Origin of the sequence: Fusobacterium sp. FSA-380-WT-3A, assembly GCF_012843705.1 — a bacterium.
GTDB lineage: Bacteria > Fusobacteriota > Fusobacteriia > Fusobacteriales > Fusobacteriaceae > Fusobacterium_B.
The window spans coordinates 106,481-123,229 of record NZ_JABAFQ010000003.1 but is presented as its reverse complement, the minus strand read 5'-3'; the positions used below and the strand labels follow the sequence as shown (position 1 = coordinate 123,229).

The window sequence follows — 16,749 nt, the reverse complement described above, 5'->3', positions numbered from 1 at the left end:
AATAGGTTTTTCAAAAAAAATTTATTATTTTTTTTACAACTTAATCAACTTTATTTAAAAAGATTTTTCTAAAGTCTTTATTACAAACTCGTAAGTTTTTTCTTCTAACACATATGGATAATCTTTAAAAGATGAAAAGCCAACATGTCCTCCATATTTTGGAGTTTCTAAAGTTATATTTTTATTTTGATTAACTTCTTCATAAGGATAACACTCTTTTCCCATCATAGGGTCGTCTAATGGAGTTAATATATAAGTAGGAATAGAAATATTTATCATATCTTTTTTACTACTCACCTTTGAATAATAATCTTTATACCCATTGAATCCAAAAAATCTTCCTGTAAAAACGTCATCAAACTCTTCTATTGTTTTAGTTTTCCTTATTTTTTCAATATCTATAACTTCTCTCCATTCAGGATGTTTTATATATTTTTCTTCACATTTGTTTTTTAACTTTTTTAAAAATCTTATTGCATAGATTTTATTTTCTGTTTTCTTTAATTGATTATTAGACGAAAAGAAGTCACAAGGGGGAGAAACAGCAAAACCACACTTTAAATTATCAGGATATTTTTCCGTTCCTAAGTATTTAAGTACAATATTTCCACCTAAACTGAAACCACCTATTACAACAGTTTCATAATTTTTTCCTTTTTCTTCTACCAAGATTTTTAAATCATCTGTAAGTCCTCCATGATAAGCAGAGGGTTTTTGATTTTCCCCAGCACAACCTCTATAATTTATGGCTATTATATCCCAACCTCTTTCAGAAAAATATTTTCCATGTCCTTGAATATATTTGCTTTTAGAACTTCCCTCTAATCCATGACAAAGTATTAAAAGTTTTTTATTATTATTTTTTACCCAATCAATATAGATAAAATCTCCGTCATAGGTATTTATTTTTTCTCTTTCTGTGTAGTTTAAACTTATTTTTCTAAATAAAGTTGGAAAACAGGTATTTATATGTCTGTGTTTAAAAAGCCAGTTTGGTTTATATTCTATCATTTTTCTTTCATCTACCTTTCAGTTATTCTATATGAGATAGCTTCAAATAAATGCTCCCTTTCTATATTTTTACTATTAGATAAGTCAGCTATTGTACGAGCTACTTTTAATATTCTATCATAAGCCCTTGCTGATAAATTAAGATTTTTTATAGCAGTCTTTAATAAAATTTTTAAATTTTCATCTAAAACTATAAATTTTTCAATATCATTTCTCGTCATATGACTATTTAATTTATCTGAATTAAATCTTTTCTTTTGAAGATTTCTAGCATTTATAACTCTTTTTCTAATCTCTTCAGAAGTTTCTTTTAAAGAATTGTCTAAAAGTTCATCTTCTGATAATCTAGTCATCTCTATTTTTAAATCAATTCTATCTAAAATTGGTCCAGATAATTTTTTCATATAATTTGAAACTTCATTAGGTGTACAAGTGCAAAGTCCATTAGGTTCAAAGTACATACCACATTTACAAGGATTACATGAGGCTAGAAGAATAAAGTCACTTGGAAACTCTACCCGATAACCAGCTCTTGTTATAGATATTTTTTTCTCCTCTAAAGGTTCTCTTAAATTTTCAAGAATATCTTTTTTAAATTCTACAATTTCATCTAAAAATAAAACTCCTTTGTTGGCTAAAGTAATCTCTCCTAAAGCTGGAGTTCTTCCACCACCAATAATAGCTACTCCACTACTTGTATGATGTGGACTTCTAAAAGGTCTTTTTGTAATTATTGGATTTTCTTCTGTTAATTTTCCTGCAATACTATATAACTTTGTAAGTTCTATTTTTTCATCTTCTGTAAGAGGTGGTAAAATTGACATTATTCTTTTAGCTAACATAGTTTTTCCACAACCGGGAGTTCCTACCATTAAAAAATTATGTCCACCAGCAGCACAAATTTCTAAGGCTCTTTTTGCTTTTTCTTGACCTTTTACATGAGAAAAATCTAAATCTTCATTATATATATCTTCTAATTTTTTATCAATATTAGTAGAATTTTCTATTTTTTGAAATTCTCCTGTTGTCAAAAAAATTTCGATGTCTTTTAGATTTTTTACAACAATTACATCTATTCCTTTTATTAGACTTCCCTCTTTTAAATTATCAAAAGGAATTACTATTCCTTTATATCCTAACTCTTTAGCTAATATAGCACCATTTACTATTCCTTGAGTTCTTTTTAAATCTCCACTAAGAGAGATTTCTCCCATAAAAAGATAATTTTCTAAGATTTCTTTTTTATAGTCAAAAGCTTTTTGTCCACAAATAATTACAACAGTTATAGGCAAGTCAAAATGAGTTCCTACTTTTTTTATATTTGCTGGAGTAAGATTTACTATAATTCTTTTTGGGTCTAATTTATAGCCACTATTTCTTATTCCAGCCTTTATTCTTTCTTTACTTTCATTTATAGCAGTATCCCCAAGTCCTACTATATTAAAAGTTGGTAATCCATTAGAAATATCAACTTCTACTTCTGTTAAAAAAGATTCAATTCCAAAGTAACCTAAACTTTTGACTTTTATTATCATAAATATTTTCTCCTAATTAATATATTATACCTGTTTTTTATTAATTATATTCCTTGTATATTATATTTTCAATAGTTTTTTATAAAAAAATTTTTATTAATATAAAATATTATAAATAAAAAGAATTGATTTATAACGAAAAAGGATATCTAAAAAAGATTTTAAAAAATATTTTTCTCAAAATAAATGAAAAAACTTAGTAAAAAGATAAAAAATAAATTATAAAAGCTCAAGAAAAATCTTGAGCTTTTATTTTAATTACTTTATTAATTTTTTGATTAAATTTTAGAAAAATTTTATTTTACCATCTATTATATGATAAAATCTCATCTAAATTTTTTCTTCTTTTTTGTCTAGGCTCTCCATTAGTTGCAGGATAACCAACAGTAATAAGAAGACGAACTATTTTATCTTCAGGAATTCCTAAAGATTTTTTTATTTTTTCTTGATTTATAGTTCCAATCATACAAGTTCCAAGACCAAGAGCAGTAGCTTCATAACAGATAGCCATTGCAGCCATACCAATATCCATTTGAGCAAAATGTTGTGAACCATAATGTTCAGCTACGCCAGGCATTAATTTTGCTTTTTCTTCACAGATAACTATAAAAGCTGGAACTTTATCTCCCCAAGGGCAACCTGTAAGTCCGTTATCATCAAGAGCTTCTACTACATTAGAAAGAGCTTTTGGCTCATCAACTATGATAAAATGCCAAGGTTGAGAGTTACAACCACTAGGACTAAGACGAGCAACCTCAATTAAGTCAGTTAAAAGTTCTCTAGGAACTTTGTCTTGTTTGTACACACGACAACTTTCACGTAAATTTTGTAAATTTTTAAAATCCATAATCTCACCTCACTAAAAGGGATTAACCCCAGATTTAATAAAAAATTATACTTTATATTTTTCTTTTATAGAATAAAGTAAATAAAGCCTACCTAAAGTTTCAACATCTTTTCTAAAAATTAGAGCTTTTTCTCCATTTCTTCTATGAGTGAAAACTTTACTTTTTTCAGGGTCTCTCTCTCTAATTAAATTTTGTAATTCTGTTATTAGAGATTGAGGAAGTAAATTTTCTACATGAGCAGATAAAAATCCTTTTATTGGATATTTTTTTAAAACTTCTAAATTTTCAATATATTCTTCTGGAGAAATTCCATTGTTATAATATATCCATATAGAAGTAGAAACTGCGTCACCAGAAAACACTATTCCTGTTTCGTAATCAAGTATAACCACATGTCCAAGAGTATGCCCTGGAACTTCAATAACCTCTAATTTTCTATTTCCTAAATCTATAATCTGATTATTTTCTAAAGGGATAAAAGCTTTTGTTGTTGTTTTTAAAAACTTTTCCTCATTAAAATCATCTGCCCACATTACTAGATTTCTTTCTTTATATAATTCTTTGTAGGTTTCAATCATCATCTTTTTTTCTTTTTCATATTTATAATATAGTGGAATATCCTTTGGATTGATATATATTTCATCAAAAAGATAGTTTCCTCCTGTATGGTCTAAATGTCCATGGGTATTAAGAACCATTAAAGGAAGAGAGGTTATTTTTTTTACCACCTCTTTTAAATTTTCAAATCCGTGTCCTGTGTCTATAAGTAGAGCTTTCTCCTCTCCTATAATTAAAGTAGAAAAAATATCTCCTGGTTCATAAATCCTATAGATATTTTTAAAAGGATTGGATATTTTGTAATAATTTTCTTTTTTCATCTTTGCCTTTCTACGTTTCAGTTAATAGTTTGTTCAGTAATAATATTTTACTATATAAACATATTAAATTCAAATTTTTTAATCTTTGACTAATAATTTGAATAGTAAAAAGAAAAAAGGAAAACATAAGATTCTAAAGAATAACAGTTATAAAAAGTTTTAGGAGGTAATTTATGTATACTTGTGATTTATGTGAAAAACATAGTTGTACAAAGGGAGATATAGAATCATCACCAACTAATTGTCCTTGTAGAGAATTAGAAAAATTAGAAGAGATAAAATCTTTATATAAAGATGAAGAATTAGAGATAGCTCATAATTCAGCCTTAGTGGAATCTGAAGGTTATTGTCAATTAACAAGAATTCAAGAAATATTAGATTTTGCTAAAAGAATGAATTATAAAAAAATAGGTTTAGCTTTTTGTTTAGGATTATCAAAAGAAGCAAAAATAGTTGGAAAAATTTTAAGGCATCATGGTTTTCAAATAAATTCTATAATTTGTAAAAGTGGTGGAGTGAGCAAAAAATTTATAGGAATAGAAAGAGAAAAACAAGTAAGACCAAATTGTGAGTTTGAGGCTATGTGTAATCCCATTGGACAGGCAGAATTTTTAAATTCACAGAAAACAGATTTTAATATATTATTAGGTCTATGTGTTGGGCATGATACACTTTTTATAAAACATTCAGATGCTCCAATAACAGTTCTTGCTGTAAAAGATAGAGTTTTAGGCCATAATCCTTTGGCAGCTATTTATTTGGCAGAGGGATATTATAACAAAAAACTTTTTAATAAGTAAAAGGTGGAGAAAAAATGTTTGGAATAATTAATTATGGAGTATTTTTTACCTCTTGTATAATTTTACATTTAACTCCAGGAGCTGATACAATGTATATTTTAGGAAGAACTATATCTGGTGGGAAAAGTTCTGGAATTGTATCAGTTTTGGGAATATCTACAGGGGTACTTTTTCATACCTTATTAATAGCTTTCGGGCTTTCAACTATATTGGTAAAATCTATTTTTGCCTTTAATTTAATAAAATATTTAGGAGCTTTCTATCTAATTTATTTAGGATTTAGAAGTATATTAGAAAAAGAAAAGATAGAAAAAGATATTATAAATATAAATCTTCCAAGAAAAAAATTATTAGAAATCTATAAACAGGGAATTTTAACTAATATATTAAATCCAAAGGTAGCAATATTTTTTCTAGCTTTTTTACCACAGTTTATAGATGAAAATAGTAGTTATGGAATAATTCCTTTTTTAATTTTGGGAATTAGTTTTATTATAACAAGTAGTACATATGGAATAATTTTAGTTTTATTTGCTTCAAAACTTTTAAAAGGTATAGAAAAAACAAATATAATGAGAAAAGTTTCAGGAATAATTTATATTATTTTGGGAGTTATGTTATTAAAAGCAAAATTAAATTAATATTATTAAGGAATGTATATTATATATTTATAATTAAATTATATAATATATATTCTTTTTTTGTTTTTTGCTAATTTAATAAAAATGTGCCAGTTGTTGCCAAAAGTGTGCCAAAACTTAAAATTTTTAATTTCAGATAAAATAATATGTTATAATAAATATGTGCCAAAGTGTTGCCAAAAAATATTACAAAAATATAGTTATAAACTATTAATATTAAATAAGTTAAAAAGAATTTGTTACCAAAACTTCAAAAAAATCACTCTCTCTTATATATAAAATTTTTTTGTGAAGTATTTTATAAAAAAAATAGGAGTATAGGAAAAAGTGGCACTTTGGCACAAATTATAAAAAATAGATGTAACTATTGCAAATATAGATTATAAAAGTTGTGCCAAAATTTTAGAAGTTTATATTATTTGTTACCAAATTTTTTATTTATTAAGAGTAGGATTAAGAATAAAAATTTAATTATCTAATAATATTAATTTAATATAAAGCATAAAGACAAATTTTGTCATTTGTTATAATATAAATATAAAAAATAAATGTAATCTAAAAAAATATTTTTTGTAATATTTTAATATAAAAATTACTTAATATAAATAATATTTTGGATAATTAAGTGTTATTTTAATAGAGAGGGTATTGATTTTTTTTTTTGTAGTAAACTTCTATTAAGGGATAAATGTAATGATTGCAATTTGAGATGGTATAAAAAAAAACGAGAGTTTTTTTATATCTGTTTTAGATTGCTTTTTTTTTAAAAAAATTTATTTATTACTGTGGGGGTGTATTATGAAAGATAATATTGAGAAAAGTTTAAAGAGATGGCTTAAGAAAAAAGTTAAAATAACATTGGCATTGATAACTACTTTTTTAATAACTGGTAGTATTGGATATGGGGAAGAAATAGGACCTTTATGGGGATCAAATATAAATAAAACAGTAGAAGGAGATTTGATTGTAAGCACAAAACCAGAAGGAACTAAAATAGGAATAGGATTTAATGGGAATATAGATGTAAGTGGAAATCTAACTGTAAATGCAGCTTCAAATGGAATACAAAGTAGTGATGCTATAAATCCAGTAGTAAAAGTTTTTGCTAATGAAATAACTATTAATTCAGGAGATAATGGAATTTTTACTTCTTGGGGAGATGATAGAACATGTAAAGGAAATGTAGAGATAGGAAGTGAAGATAGAAAAGTAGGAAGTTTAACAATTACTTCTGGTGGACAGGGTATTGATAATAAAAAAGGAAAAACAGAAATTTATGTAAGTGGAAAAATAGATATTCATTCAAAAGGAACATCAGGATATTATACTAATCAAGCAGCTATTAATAATAATGGAGATAAAAAATATGGAGAAGTTATCATAAATGGAGAGGAACTTAATTTAACTGCTGAAAAAGGAAATGGAATAATAAATGGATTAAATGAAGCTGGTTCTTTTATTACAAAAGCACAAGAAATTGAAAGTAACACAACTTTAAGTTTAAAAAATAGTTTAGATATAAATGCAAGTAAAAATGGAATAGAAAATATATATGGAACATTGAATATAAAAGTAAAAGGTGAAGCAGAAAAAAGTGGAATAATAAATATTGAAGCAATGGACGGAAGTGGGATAATAAATGGATGTTTTTCTAAAAAAGGATTTTTTGGAGGAGACAGTACTGATACAAGTGGAATAACAACAATAATTGTTAGCAGTTTATCAATAAATTCATCAACTAATGGAATACAAAATAATATAGGAGAAGTAGATATAACTTCAGAAAATAGTGTAGTAATAAATACATTAGAAAATGGAATAATGAATGAAAAAGATGGAACAACAAATATTAAAACAACTTCTCTTTTAATTGGAGAAACTGATGAAGAAGGAAATATTATAGCAAAATCTAAAAATGGTATTTATTCTAAAGGAGTAGTTGATGTAAAAAATAATGAAAATTCTATAGGAAAAGATTTTTATATAGCAGCTACAGAAAAATCTTTATATACAGATAACGGAGCAATAAATCTTTCTACTTCTGGAAATATAAATATTTATTCTATGTCAGAAGATAATAATACATTTGGAATTTATGCTAAAGGTGGTAATACTTCATTAACTGGAAATACTCTTAACATTAAAAGTACTGGAAAACAAATAAATGGAAAAGATATTAAAGGAGAAGCAGGAACGAATTTTACAGTAAGTCAATTATTTAATGTTACACAAGGAATAAGATTAGAAAATGAAACAAAACTTAACTTAGATGGAATTAAAGATGTGAAAGTAACTTCTAGTGATATAGCAGTTACAGCAAATAATTCTGATTTTACATTTAATGGAAATAGCTATTTTGAAGGAAATGATTATTTAATATCTGATTATGAAGGAGATAATCTTTTAGTAAGACCAATAATTCAAGCAGTAAATGGTGGTAATATTTCATTAACAGGAAATACTACAGTAATAAGTAATACAGGACATGATGGAATAGACGGAGATAGAATTAATAATGTAGGAATATATTCTGAAGGAACAAATTCTACATCTACAGTAACAGGAAATTTAACAGTAATATCAGGAAATGACTATTATAGTAATAAAAATACAGAAACTGAAGAGGATGTAGAAAAGAATATTATAAAAAATACTGATATAGCATTAATGGCAACATCTGGTGGAAAAATAGAAGTAATAGGAAATGGTAATATTAAGTTAATAGGAGATATTATTTCAGGAAAAGGAGATTCAGTAATAGAAATAAGTAATAGTGAGAATAGTACAGAGATAGTAGGAGAAGTTCTTGCAGCAAATGGTGGAAAAGTACATTTAGATATGTCTAATGGAGGATATTTTGTTGGAAGGGTAGATGATTATTTTGAGATAGAAGAATTTAAAAAAGAAGAAATAGATTTTCGTAATGATAAATTTACAAAAGATATAGAATCAGATGGAGAGGTTACTATAAATTTAGGAAATAATGCTACATGGAATGTATTAGGACAAAGTTTTATAACTAATCTTAATTTTGCTGAAGGTGGTGGAGTTGTCGATTTAACACATGATGGAAATGCTTTAAGAATAAAAAATCTATCAGGAGAAGGAACTTTTAATTTAACATTAAATGCAGATAATAAATCATTAGGAAATATGTTATATATTTATGATGTAGATAATGGAATTGAAGTAATGTCTTTAGGAGAAAATCAAGATAATCAATCTAAAGTATTAACTCAAAAAGTAAATTTAACAGACAGTATTTTAGAATTAGATTATGGAGAAAAATTACGTTTTGCTACTTTAAGTAAAGAAGCTCATGGAAAAGTAGAATTTAAAGTAAATGAAGTAAAAGAAAAAGGTATTAATGATGTTTCTTTTGAAACACGTTATGAAGATTATAATCATGAAGCTGTAGAAGAAAATATAGTTTATAATGGAGAAAAAGCTAGCAATAAAAAACCAGGAGATAAACTTGTTTCGGGAAAAAAAGTTAATACTGAAAATACCCTAACAACTTTAGAAGTAGCTTTATCTGATGAAGAAACTAATACTCTTGAAGAAGAGAAATTTGATGCTTCTCAAAACTGGTACTTAACAAGATTAGGAGAAGACCTTAATGATGGTGGAAAAACTGTTATAGAAATGTCAAGAGCTAACTATGCAAGTGCAGTATATATGGATAACCTTAATAAACGTCTAGGAGATATGAGTTTTGTAGATGGTAATGAAGGAATTTGGACAAGAATTAGAAATGATAGAGTTGGAGAAGATGAAGAATATAGATTACGTAATAATATGTACCAAATAGGTTATGATAAAACTTATCCAATGGACGATGGAGAAGGAAATGAATATAGAGGAATAGCTCTTGAATATACAGAAGGAACTATGGAATATAAAAATATAATAGGAGAAGCAGATGTAGACCGTGTAGCTTTATGGTTATATGACACAAATGTATATAATGATGGTTTCTATAGTGATTATGTATTTAGAATAGGAAGAATGTCAAGTAACTTTAGCATAAATGGAAGAGAAACTGGAGCTAAAGTAGAAGGAGATTTCAGAAATCTATTCTTAGGAGCAAGTGCAGAATTTGGAAAGAGATATGATTTAACAGAAAAAACATACTTTGAACCACAAGTACAATTACAATATACATATATAGATGATGCAGATTATACAACAAATCAAGGTACAAAAGTAGATTATAGTGATATTCATAGTTTAATTGGTCGTGTAGGATTTAGATTAGGACATGATTTCTATAATGATAATGGAAAAGACAATACAATTTACTTGAAAGCAGATGTAAATCATGAATTTTTAGGAGAACAAGATATAAATGCTGTGGATATGACAGGTTCATTAGGTGAAGAGTTTAGAAATTACAAAAATAAAGGGACTTGGTTTGATGTAGGAATAGGAGCAGCTAAGAATATGACAGAAAATCTATATGTATATGCAGATATAGAAAGACAATTTGGTCATAGAGATGATAATTCATGGCAATTTAATTTAGGATTTAGATATAAATTTAGTAGTTTAAAAGATTTTTCATTAACAAATCTATTTGACTTTGATAAATCAGAAATTAAACCTGAAGGAAAAGAAGAGATAGCTAAAATATCAAAAGAATTGAATAAGAAAAAATATAAAGGGACATTAAAACTAGAAGGACATACAGACTGGACAGGAACAAGAGAATATAATCAAGGTCTATCAGAAAGAAGAGTAAAAGCAGTAGAAGAAGAGTTGAAGAAAAATGTAACAAATGAAAAATTAAAATATGAAACAAAAGGATATGGAGAAGATAGACCAGTAGCAGACAACAGAACAAAAGAGGGAAGAGCATTAAATAGAAGAGTAGAAGTAAAATATGAAAAATAAGGCTACTCAATTAAAATAGCTGTTTCAATGTAATAATTCATAAAGATAAAAGCTCGAGAGAAATCTCGGGCTTTTATTATTAAGAAATATAAATTATTAAACAAAATAAAAAAATAACAAGATTAAAAATAGAATATAATGTAAATATGTATGGAAAAAAAACAAAATATATGATAGAATTTTAGAATAATAAGAGAGGTGGTATATTGGATAAAAATATAAATATTCCAAAACATATAGGAATTATAATGGATGGTAATGGAAGATGGGCCAAAAGTAAAAATAGACCTAGAGTTTTTGGGCATAAAGCTGGAGCAGCAGCCTTAAGAAAAATTGTAGAACACTGTAGAAGAATAGGAGTGGAGTATTTAACAGTTTATGCTTTTTCCACAGAAAATTGGAAAAGGTCACAAGAGGAAGTAAGTGCTTTAATGACTCTATTTAAAACATATATAAATTCAGAAAGAAAAATGTTATTAGACAATAACGTAAGATTTATGGTTTCAGGAAGAAAAGAGGGAGTCAGTGAATCTCTTTTAGATGCTATAGAAAAACTTCAAGAGGAAACTTCAAAAGATTATAAAATGACATTAAATATTGCCTTTAATTATGGAGGAAGAGCTGAAATAATTGACGCAATAAAAAAAATAAAAAATTCTCAAGAGGAAATTACAGAGGAAAATTTTTCAAAATATTTATACAATGATTTGCCAGACCCAGAATTAATTATAAGAACAAGTGGAGAATTTAGAATTTCAAATTTTCTTCTTTGGCAAATAGCTTATTCAGAATTTTACATAACAGATACTTATTGGCCAGATTTTGATGAAGAAGAATTGGAAAAGGCAATATATAGTTACAACAAAAGAGAAAGAAGATTTGGAGGAAGATTAGATGCTGAATAGAATATTAATAGCCTTAGTAGGTATTCCTGTATTAATGTTTATATACTTAAAAGGAGATATTTATTTATTACTACTTGCTAGTATAATAATAGGAATAGCTTTACATGAATTTTATAAAATGTCAGAGGTTGTGGAAATAAAACCTTATAAAAAGTTAGGTATATTAACAGGAGTATTAATACCAAATGTTATGTATTTTGTAGGACTTGAAGAAACTTTTGGACTGATAATTTTATCATTAGTTTTAATGTTAGGTGTAAGAGTTGTTAAAAATCAAATAGAAAATACAGCTAGAGATGTTGGTACAAGTTTATTAGGAATAATTTATGTTGGATTGATGTTTGGACATATTATAATGTTTCAAGGTCTTGAGAATGGTGGAAAATGGCTTATAGCAGTTCAAATTATGGTATGGGTATGTGATACAGCAGCATATTTTGTTGGTATGAGTATTGGAAGAAAATTCTTTAAAGAAGGATTTTCAATAATTAGCCCTAAAAAATCAAAAGAGGGAGCTATTGGAGGAATTGTTTTTACAATTCTTAGTTTATTTATAATTAATAAAATATTTCATTTATCAGATAATAATGTTGCAATAGTTTGGTTAGGGTTAATAGTAAGTATAACAGCACAGATTGGAGATTTAGCTGAATCAATGTTTAAAAGAGAGTTTAAAACAAAAGATTCAAGTAGAATTTTAGGAGAACATGGAGGGATACTTGATAGATTTGATAGTATGATTTTCGTTATTCCAATGGCATATTATATATTAAAAATATTTGAATAATGAGGTAGAGTAAGTTATGAAAAATATAACAATATTGGGGTCAACAGGAAGTATAGGAACTAATGCTTTAGAAATTATTAAACATAAAAGAGATGAATTTAATGTAATAGCTTTAAGTGGACATTCAAATTATAAATTAATAATTGAGCAAATAAGAGAATTTAATCCTAAATATGTTTCCATAGGAACAGAAGAGGGAAAAGAAAAAATAAAGGCTGAATTTCCAGAAGTAGAAGTATATGTTGGTAGAGAAGGATTAAAAAAATTAGGTCAACTAGAGGAAACAGATATAATTTTAGTATCTGTAATAGGAGCTATTGGGATTGAGGCTACATCAGAAGCAATAAAGTTAGGAAAGAGAATAGCACTAGCTAATAAAGAAACAATGGTAGCTGGTGGAGATTATATAAACAAACTTTTAAGAGAAAATCCTAAGTCTGAAATAATTCCTGTAGATAGTGAACATTCAGCAATATTTCAATCATTACTTGCTGGAAAAAAATCTCAAGTGAAAAATATTATTTTAACAGCAAGTGGTGGAACTTTTAGAGGGAAAAAAAAGGTAGAATTAAGAGATGTTACTGTTGAAGAAGCTTTAAAACATCCAAATTGGTCTATGGGAAAAAAAATTACAGTAGACTCTTCATCCCTTGTAAATAAAGGATTAGAAGTCATAGAAGCTCATCATCTATTTAATGTAGACTATGATAAAATAAAAGTTGTAATTCATCCTCAAAGTATAATTCATTCTCTTGTTGAATTTCAAGATAATGCAGTTATAGCTCAATTAGGTGTTACTGACATGAAACTTCCAATACAACTAGCTTTTACTTATCCAGATAGGATAGAAAATAGTTGTTTAGAGGCCTTAGATTTATTAAAAGTAGGAAATTTAACTTTTGAAGAACCAGATAGAAAAGTTTTCAAAGGTTTAGATTTAGCTTATAAAGCTGGAAAAATTGGAAAGTCAATGCCAACAGTTTTAAATGCTGCCAATGAAGTTTCAGTAGATTTATTTTTAAAGAAAAAAATAAAATTTTTAGATATTTATAAAATTATAGAAAAAGCAATGGATAATCACTCCTTAGTAGAGATAGATGATTTAGATTCTATTTTAAAAGTAGATAGAGAAACAAGAGAGTGGATATATAAAAATTATAAAGAGATTATTTAGGGGAGAGCTATGGGAAAAATAATAGTCATTGAAGGTACAGATTCTAGTGGAAAAGAAACACAAACAAATAGACTTTTTGAAAAATTATTATTGGATAAATTAAATGTAAAGAAAATAACTTTTCCAAACTACGATAGTCCAGCTTGTGCTCCTGTAAAAATGTATTTAGCTGGAGAGTTTGGAGAAACTCCATTAAAAGTTAATCCATATCCAATTTCTACTATGTTTGCTATTGATAGATATGCTTCATTTAAAAAGGATTGGGAAGAATTTTACAATAATGATGGAGTGATAGTTACAGATAGATATGTTCAATCAAATATAATTCATCAGGCTTCAAAATTAGAAACACAAGAGGAGAAAAGAAAATATATTGATTGGTTAGAGGATTTAGAATTTGAAAAAATTGGAATACCTAGAGCTGATTTAGTAATTTTCATAAATATGCCACTTGAGTTTGCTAAAATTTTGATGGCTAATAGAAAAAATAAAATCACAGGAGAAGATAAAAAAGATATTCATGAAAGAGATGAGGAATATATGAGAAAATCCTATGAAAATGCCTGTGAAGTTGCAAAAACTCAAGGTTGGACAGAAGTAAACTGTGTAGAAAATGGAAGATTAAAAACAATAGATGAAATATCAGAAGAGATATATAATATTGTAAAAATTAAATTGGAGGAAAAATAATGAAAATTTTAATTTCCTTGCTCGTTTTAGGTGTTATTATCTTAATACATGAGTTAGGACATTTTTTAAGTGCTAGATTATTTAAAATCCCTGTGGAAGAATTTTCTGTAGGAATGGGAACAGAAGTATATACTTATGATGGAATGAAAATTAAATACTCTTTTAGAGTAATTCCAATAGGTGGGTATGTAAATATTAAGGGTATGGACTTAGAAGATAAAACTGAAGATGGATTTAATTCAAGACCAGCTTATCAAAGGTTTATAGTTTTGATTGCTGGAGTTTTTATGAATTTTTTACTAGCTTATACAATATTATTTGGAATGATATACACAAGTGGAGAGGTTAAAATAGACGAAAGACCTGTTGTAGGAAAAGTTATATCAGAAAAAAATACTCCTTTAAAAAAGGGAGATTTAATATTAGAGATAGAGGGTAAAAAGATAAATTCTTGGTGGGATATAAAAGAAACTATAAACTCTTTGGATAACTCAAAAGATTTGGAAAAAAATATTTTAATTGAAAGAGATGGAGAGAAAAAACAGTTAGTTACAAAATTAACTAAAAATAAGGAAAATAATAAATATTATTTAGGAATTTCTCCTAAATATTATATAGAAAAATATGGAATAGGAGAAAGTTTAAAACTAGCATTAAAAGGTTTTGGAGATATATTTGTAAATATATTGGATAGTTTAAAAATGATAGTTAGTGGAGAGGTTAAAAGACAGGAAATAAGTGGACCTATTGGAATAATAAATATAGTTGGTGAAGCTAGCAGCTTAGGAATAGGGACTTTATTATGGTTAGTAGCTGTTTTATCTATAAACATTGGAATTTTTAATTTATTACCATTTCCAGCTCTTGATGGTGGAAGATTAATATTTGTTATGTTGGAAATGTTAAAAATAAAAGTAAATAAAAAATTAGAAGAGAAAATACATTATGGAGGGATTATCATTATATTTATGCTGATTATATTTATAACAGCTAATGATTTTGTGAATTTAATAAAATAAGAGAGATAAAAAATACAAGTTTATAAAATAAACAAAAAAATTAATAAAAGGATAAAAAAATAAAAAAGTCTTGAAAAAATACAAAAAAACTATTATAATACATATATAAAGTTTTAAAATAGTTCGTAAATATTTTTTAAGGATATTATATAAAAAACTAGGAGGTAGTAATGAAAAAATCAGTATTAGCAATATCTGAAAGAAAAGAAGTTTTAAAAGAAATTAGAAAAGAATTAGTTAAATATTATGAAGTTATAACTTTCAATAACTTACTTGATGGACTAGATATGTTAAGAGAAAGTGATTTTGATGTAGTAATATTAGACCAATATTTAACATGGTTTAATTTTATTGATGCGAAGAAAAAATTAAATGGATTAGGAAAAGAATTTGTAACAATTGGGCTTATAGATGAAGAAACAGATGAAATTTTAGATGAATTAGAAAAAGCTGGAATTTATAGTTATGCTTTAAAACCTGTAAATGGAGAAGAAATAGTTAAACTTGTAAAACCTGCTTTAGTTAACATAGAAAATATAAAAAAATATAAAAAATTAAAAGAGAAAGTTGCAGAATTAGAAGAACAAAGAGAAATCATAGGACAATCTATAAAAATTAAAGAGGTAAAAGCAAAAGTAGAAAAAATGGCAACAACAGATTTACCTATATTAATTACAGGAGAAGCTGGAGTTGGAAAAACTTTAGTTGCTAGAGAAATTTATAGAAAAAGTGATAGAAGAAGAAAAGATTTCTATACTTTAAACTGTGGAACAATGACAAGTGAAGTATTAGAAAGAGAATTATTTGGATATGAAAGAGGAGCTTTTCCAGGAGCTATATCTAGCAAAAAAGGTATCTTAGAAGAAATTGATGGGGGAACTTTATTTATAGATGAAATAGCTGGAATAGATATAAAAATTCAATCAAGAATTTTAAAGGTTATTGAATATGGAGAATATAGAAAAGTTGGAGGAACTAGAGCTAAAAGAGCTGATGTAAGATTTATAGTTTCTACAGATAAAGACTTAAGAGATGAAATAGAAAAAGGAAAATTTAGAAAAGATTTATATCACAGATTAAATGGATTTAAAATAGAAGTTCCACCTTTGAGAGATAGAAGAGAAGATATACCACTATTAGCAAACTATTTCTTAACAGGAATTTCTAAAGATTTAAATAAACCAATTCCTGTACTTTCAGGAGAAGTAATGAAATATTTATTAGAATATGCTTTCCCTGGAAATATTAGAGAGTTAAGAAATATGTTAGAAAGAATGATAATCTTATCTGATGAAAGAATAATTGATATTGAAAATCTTCCTCTTGAAATAAAAATGAAATCTGATACAGTAGAAAATAAAACTGTTTCAGGAATTGGGCCATTAAAAGAGATATTAGAAAAAGAAATATTTAGTCTTGACGATGTTGAAAGAGTTGTTATTGCTATGGCATTACAAAGAACTAGATGGAATAAACAAGAAACAGCTAAAATTTTAGGAATAGGAAGAACAACTTTATATGAAAAAATCAGAAAATATAAATTAGATGATAAATAAAAAACAGAAAGA

The 16,749-nt window shown here is 26.4% G+C and carries 13 protein-coding genes; 9 read left to right on the top strand and 4 right to left on the bottom strand.

Annotated features, from left to right (window positions below):
* Nucleotides 1-54 precede the first annotated feature (54 nt).
* From HF862_RS03725 to HF862_RS03710, 4 genes are all read right to left on the bottom strand, one after another.
* Nucleotides 55-1,011: a YheT family hydrolase gene (locus HF862_RS03725; RefSeq protein ID WP_206038997.1), complete on the bottom strand. Its 957-nt coding sequence runs from the start codon at nucleotides 1,009-1,011 to the stop codon at nucleotides 55-57.
* 11 nt (nucleotides 1,012-1,022) lie between these two features.
* Nucleotides 1,023-2,546, bottom strand: a complete 1,524-nt coding sequence (locus tag HF862_RS03720; RefSeq protein ID WP_170186587.1) for a YifB family Mg chelatase-like AAA ATPase — start codon at nucleotides 2,544-2,546, stop codon at nucleotides 1,023-1,025.
* A 301-nt stretch (nucleotides 2,547-2,847) separates the two neighbouring features.
* Complete coding sequence (locus HF862_RS03715) at nucleotides 2,848-3,393, bottom strand: nitroreductase family protein (protein ID WP_170186586.1); 546 nt, start codon at nucleotides 3,391-3,393, stop codon at nucleotides 2,848-2,850.
* A gap of 45 nt (nucleotides 3,394-3,438) precedes the next feature.
* Entirely contained in the window at nucleotides 3,439-4,272 is an 834-nt protein-coding gene (locus HF862_RS03710; protein WP_170186585.1) for an MBL fold metallo-hydrolase, read from the bottom strand.
* 173 nt (nucleotides 4,273-4,445) lie between these two features.
* Between HF862_RS03710 and HF862_RS03705 the strand changes: the two genes are divergently transcribed.
* The 9 genes from HF862_RS03705 (at nucleotide 4,446) to HF862_RS03665 (ending at nucleotide 16,737) form a co-directional block, all read left to right on the top strand.
* Nucleotides 4,446-5,072 (top strand): DUF1847 domain-containing protein, encoded by a 627-nt coding sequence (locus tag HF862_RS03705; RefSeq protein WP_170186584.1) that lies wholly within the window; start codon nucleotides 4,446-4,448, stop codon nucleotides 5,070-5,072.
* A 14-nt stretch (nucleotides 5,073-5,086) separates the two neighbouring features.
* The gene (locus tag HF862_RS03700; RefSeq protein ID WP_170186583.1) at nucleotides 5,087-5,713 is read left to right on the top strand and encodes a LysE family translocator; all 627 of its coding nucleotides are present in this window, start codon (nucleotides 5,087-5,089) and stop codon (nucleotides 5,711-5,713) included.
* A gap of 798 nt (nucleotides 5,714-6,511) precedes the next feature.
* Nucleotides 6,512-10,606 carry an autotransporter outer membrane beta-barrel domain-containing protein gene (locus HF862_RS03695; protein WP_170186582.1) on the top strand — a complete coding sequence of 1,365 codons (4,095 nt, stop codon included), beginning with the start codon at nucleotides 6,512-6,514 and terminating at the stop codon, nucleotides 10,604-10,606.
* A 206-nt stretch (nucleotides 10,607-10,812) separates the two neighbouring features.
* Nucleotides 10,813-11,511 (top strand): isoprenyl transferase, encoded by a 699-nt coding sequence (locus HF862_RS03690; RefSeq protein WP_170186581.1) that lies wholly within the window; start codon nucleotides 10,813-10,815, stop codon nucleotides 11,509-11,511.
* Nucleotides 11,501-12,298, top strand: a complete 798-nt coding sequence (locus HF862_RS03685) for a phosphatidate cytidylyltransferase (protein ID WP_170186580.1) — start codon at nucleotides 11,501-11,503, stop codon at nucleotides 12,296-12,298. The genes HF862_RS03690 and HF862_RS03685 overlap by 11 nt, the downstream gene beginning before the upstream one ends.
* A gap of 16 nt (nucleotides 12,299-12,314) precedes the next feature.
* The gene (gene dxr / locus HF862_RS03680; RefSeq protein WP_170186579.1) at nucleotides 12,315-13,472 is read left to right on the top strand and encodes a 1-deoxy-D-xylulose-5-phosphate reductoisomerase; all 1,158 of its coding nucleotides are present in this window, start codon (nucleotides 12,315-12,317) and stop codon (nucleotides 13,470-13,472) included.
* Between the two features lie 9 nt (nucleotides 13,473-13,481).
* Nucleotides 13,482-14,162 (top strand): thymidylate kinase, encoded by a 681-nt coding sequence (locus tag HF862_RS03675; RefSeq protein ID WP_170186578.1) that lies wholly within the window; start codon nucleotides 13,482-13,484, stop codon nucleotides 14,160-14,162.
* Entirely contained in the window at nucleotides 14,162-15,181 is a 1,020-nt protein-coding gene (locus tag HF862_RS03670) for an RIP metalloprotease (RefSeq protein WP_170186577.1), read from the top strand. Before HF862_RS03675 ends, HF862_RS03670 begins: the two co-directional genes overlap by 1 nt.
* Nucleotides 15,182-15,351: 170 nt before the next feature.
* Nucleotides 15,352-16,737 (top strand): sigma-54 dependent transcriptional regulator, encoded by a 1,386-nt coding sequence (locus HF862_RS03665; RefSeq protein ID WP_170186576.1) that lies wholly within the window; start codon nucleotides 15,352-15,354, stop codon nucleotides 16,735-16,737.
* The last annotated feature ends 12 nt before the right edge of the window (nucleotides 16,738-16,749 follow it).

Bases quoted from the DNA above. Each gene is read 5' to 3' on its own strand.
- HF862_RS03725 (WP_206038997.1), bottom strand. From the start codon at position 1,011: ATGATAGAATATAAACCAAACTGGCTTTTTAAACACAGACATATAAAT.
- HF862_RS03720 (WP_170186587.1), bottom strand. From the start codon at position 2,546: ATGATAATAAAAGTCAAAAGTTTAGGTTACTTTGGAATTGAATCTTTT.
- HF862_RS03715 (WP_170186586.1), bottom strand. From the start codon at position 3,393: ATGGATTTTAAAAATTTACAAAATTTACGTGAAAGTTGTCGTGTGTAC.
- HF862_RS03710 (WP_170186585.1), bottom strand. From the start codon at position 4,272: ATGAAAAAAGAAAATTATTACAAAATATCCAATCCTTTTAAAAATATC.
- HF862_RS03705 (WP_170186584.1), top strand. From the start codon at position 4,446: ATGTATACTTGTGATTTATGTGAAAAACATAGTTGTACAAAGGGAGAT.
- HF862_RS03700 (WP_170186583.1), top strand. From the start codon at position 5,087: ATGTTTGGAATAATTAATTATGGAGTATTTTTTACCTCTTGTATAATT.
- HF862_RS03695 (WP_170186582.1), top strand. From the start codon at position 6,512: ATGAAAGATAATATTGAGAAAAGTTTAAAGAGATGGCTTAAGAAAAAA.
- HF862_RS03685 (WP_170186580.1), top strand. From the start codon at position 11,501: ATGCTGAATAGAATATTAATAGCCTTAGTAGGTATTCCTGTATTAATG.
- dxr (WP_170186579.1), top strand. From the start codon at position 12,315: ATGAAAAATATAACAATATTGGGGTCAACAGGAAGTATAGGAACTAAT.
- HF862_RS03675 (WP_170186578.1), top strand. From the start codon at position 13,482: ATGGGAAAAATAATAGTCATTGAAGGTACAGATTCTAGTGGAAAAGAA.
- HF862_RS03670 (WP_170186577.1), top strand. From the start codon at position 14,162: ATGAAAATTTTAATTTCCTTGCTCGTTTTAGGTGTTATTATCTTAATA.
- HF862_RS03665 (WP_170186576.1), top strand. From the start codon at position 15,352: ATGAAAAAATCAGTATTAGCAATATCTGAAAGAAAAGAAGTTTTAAAA.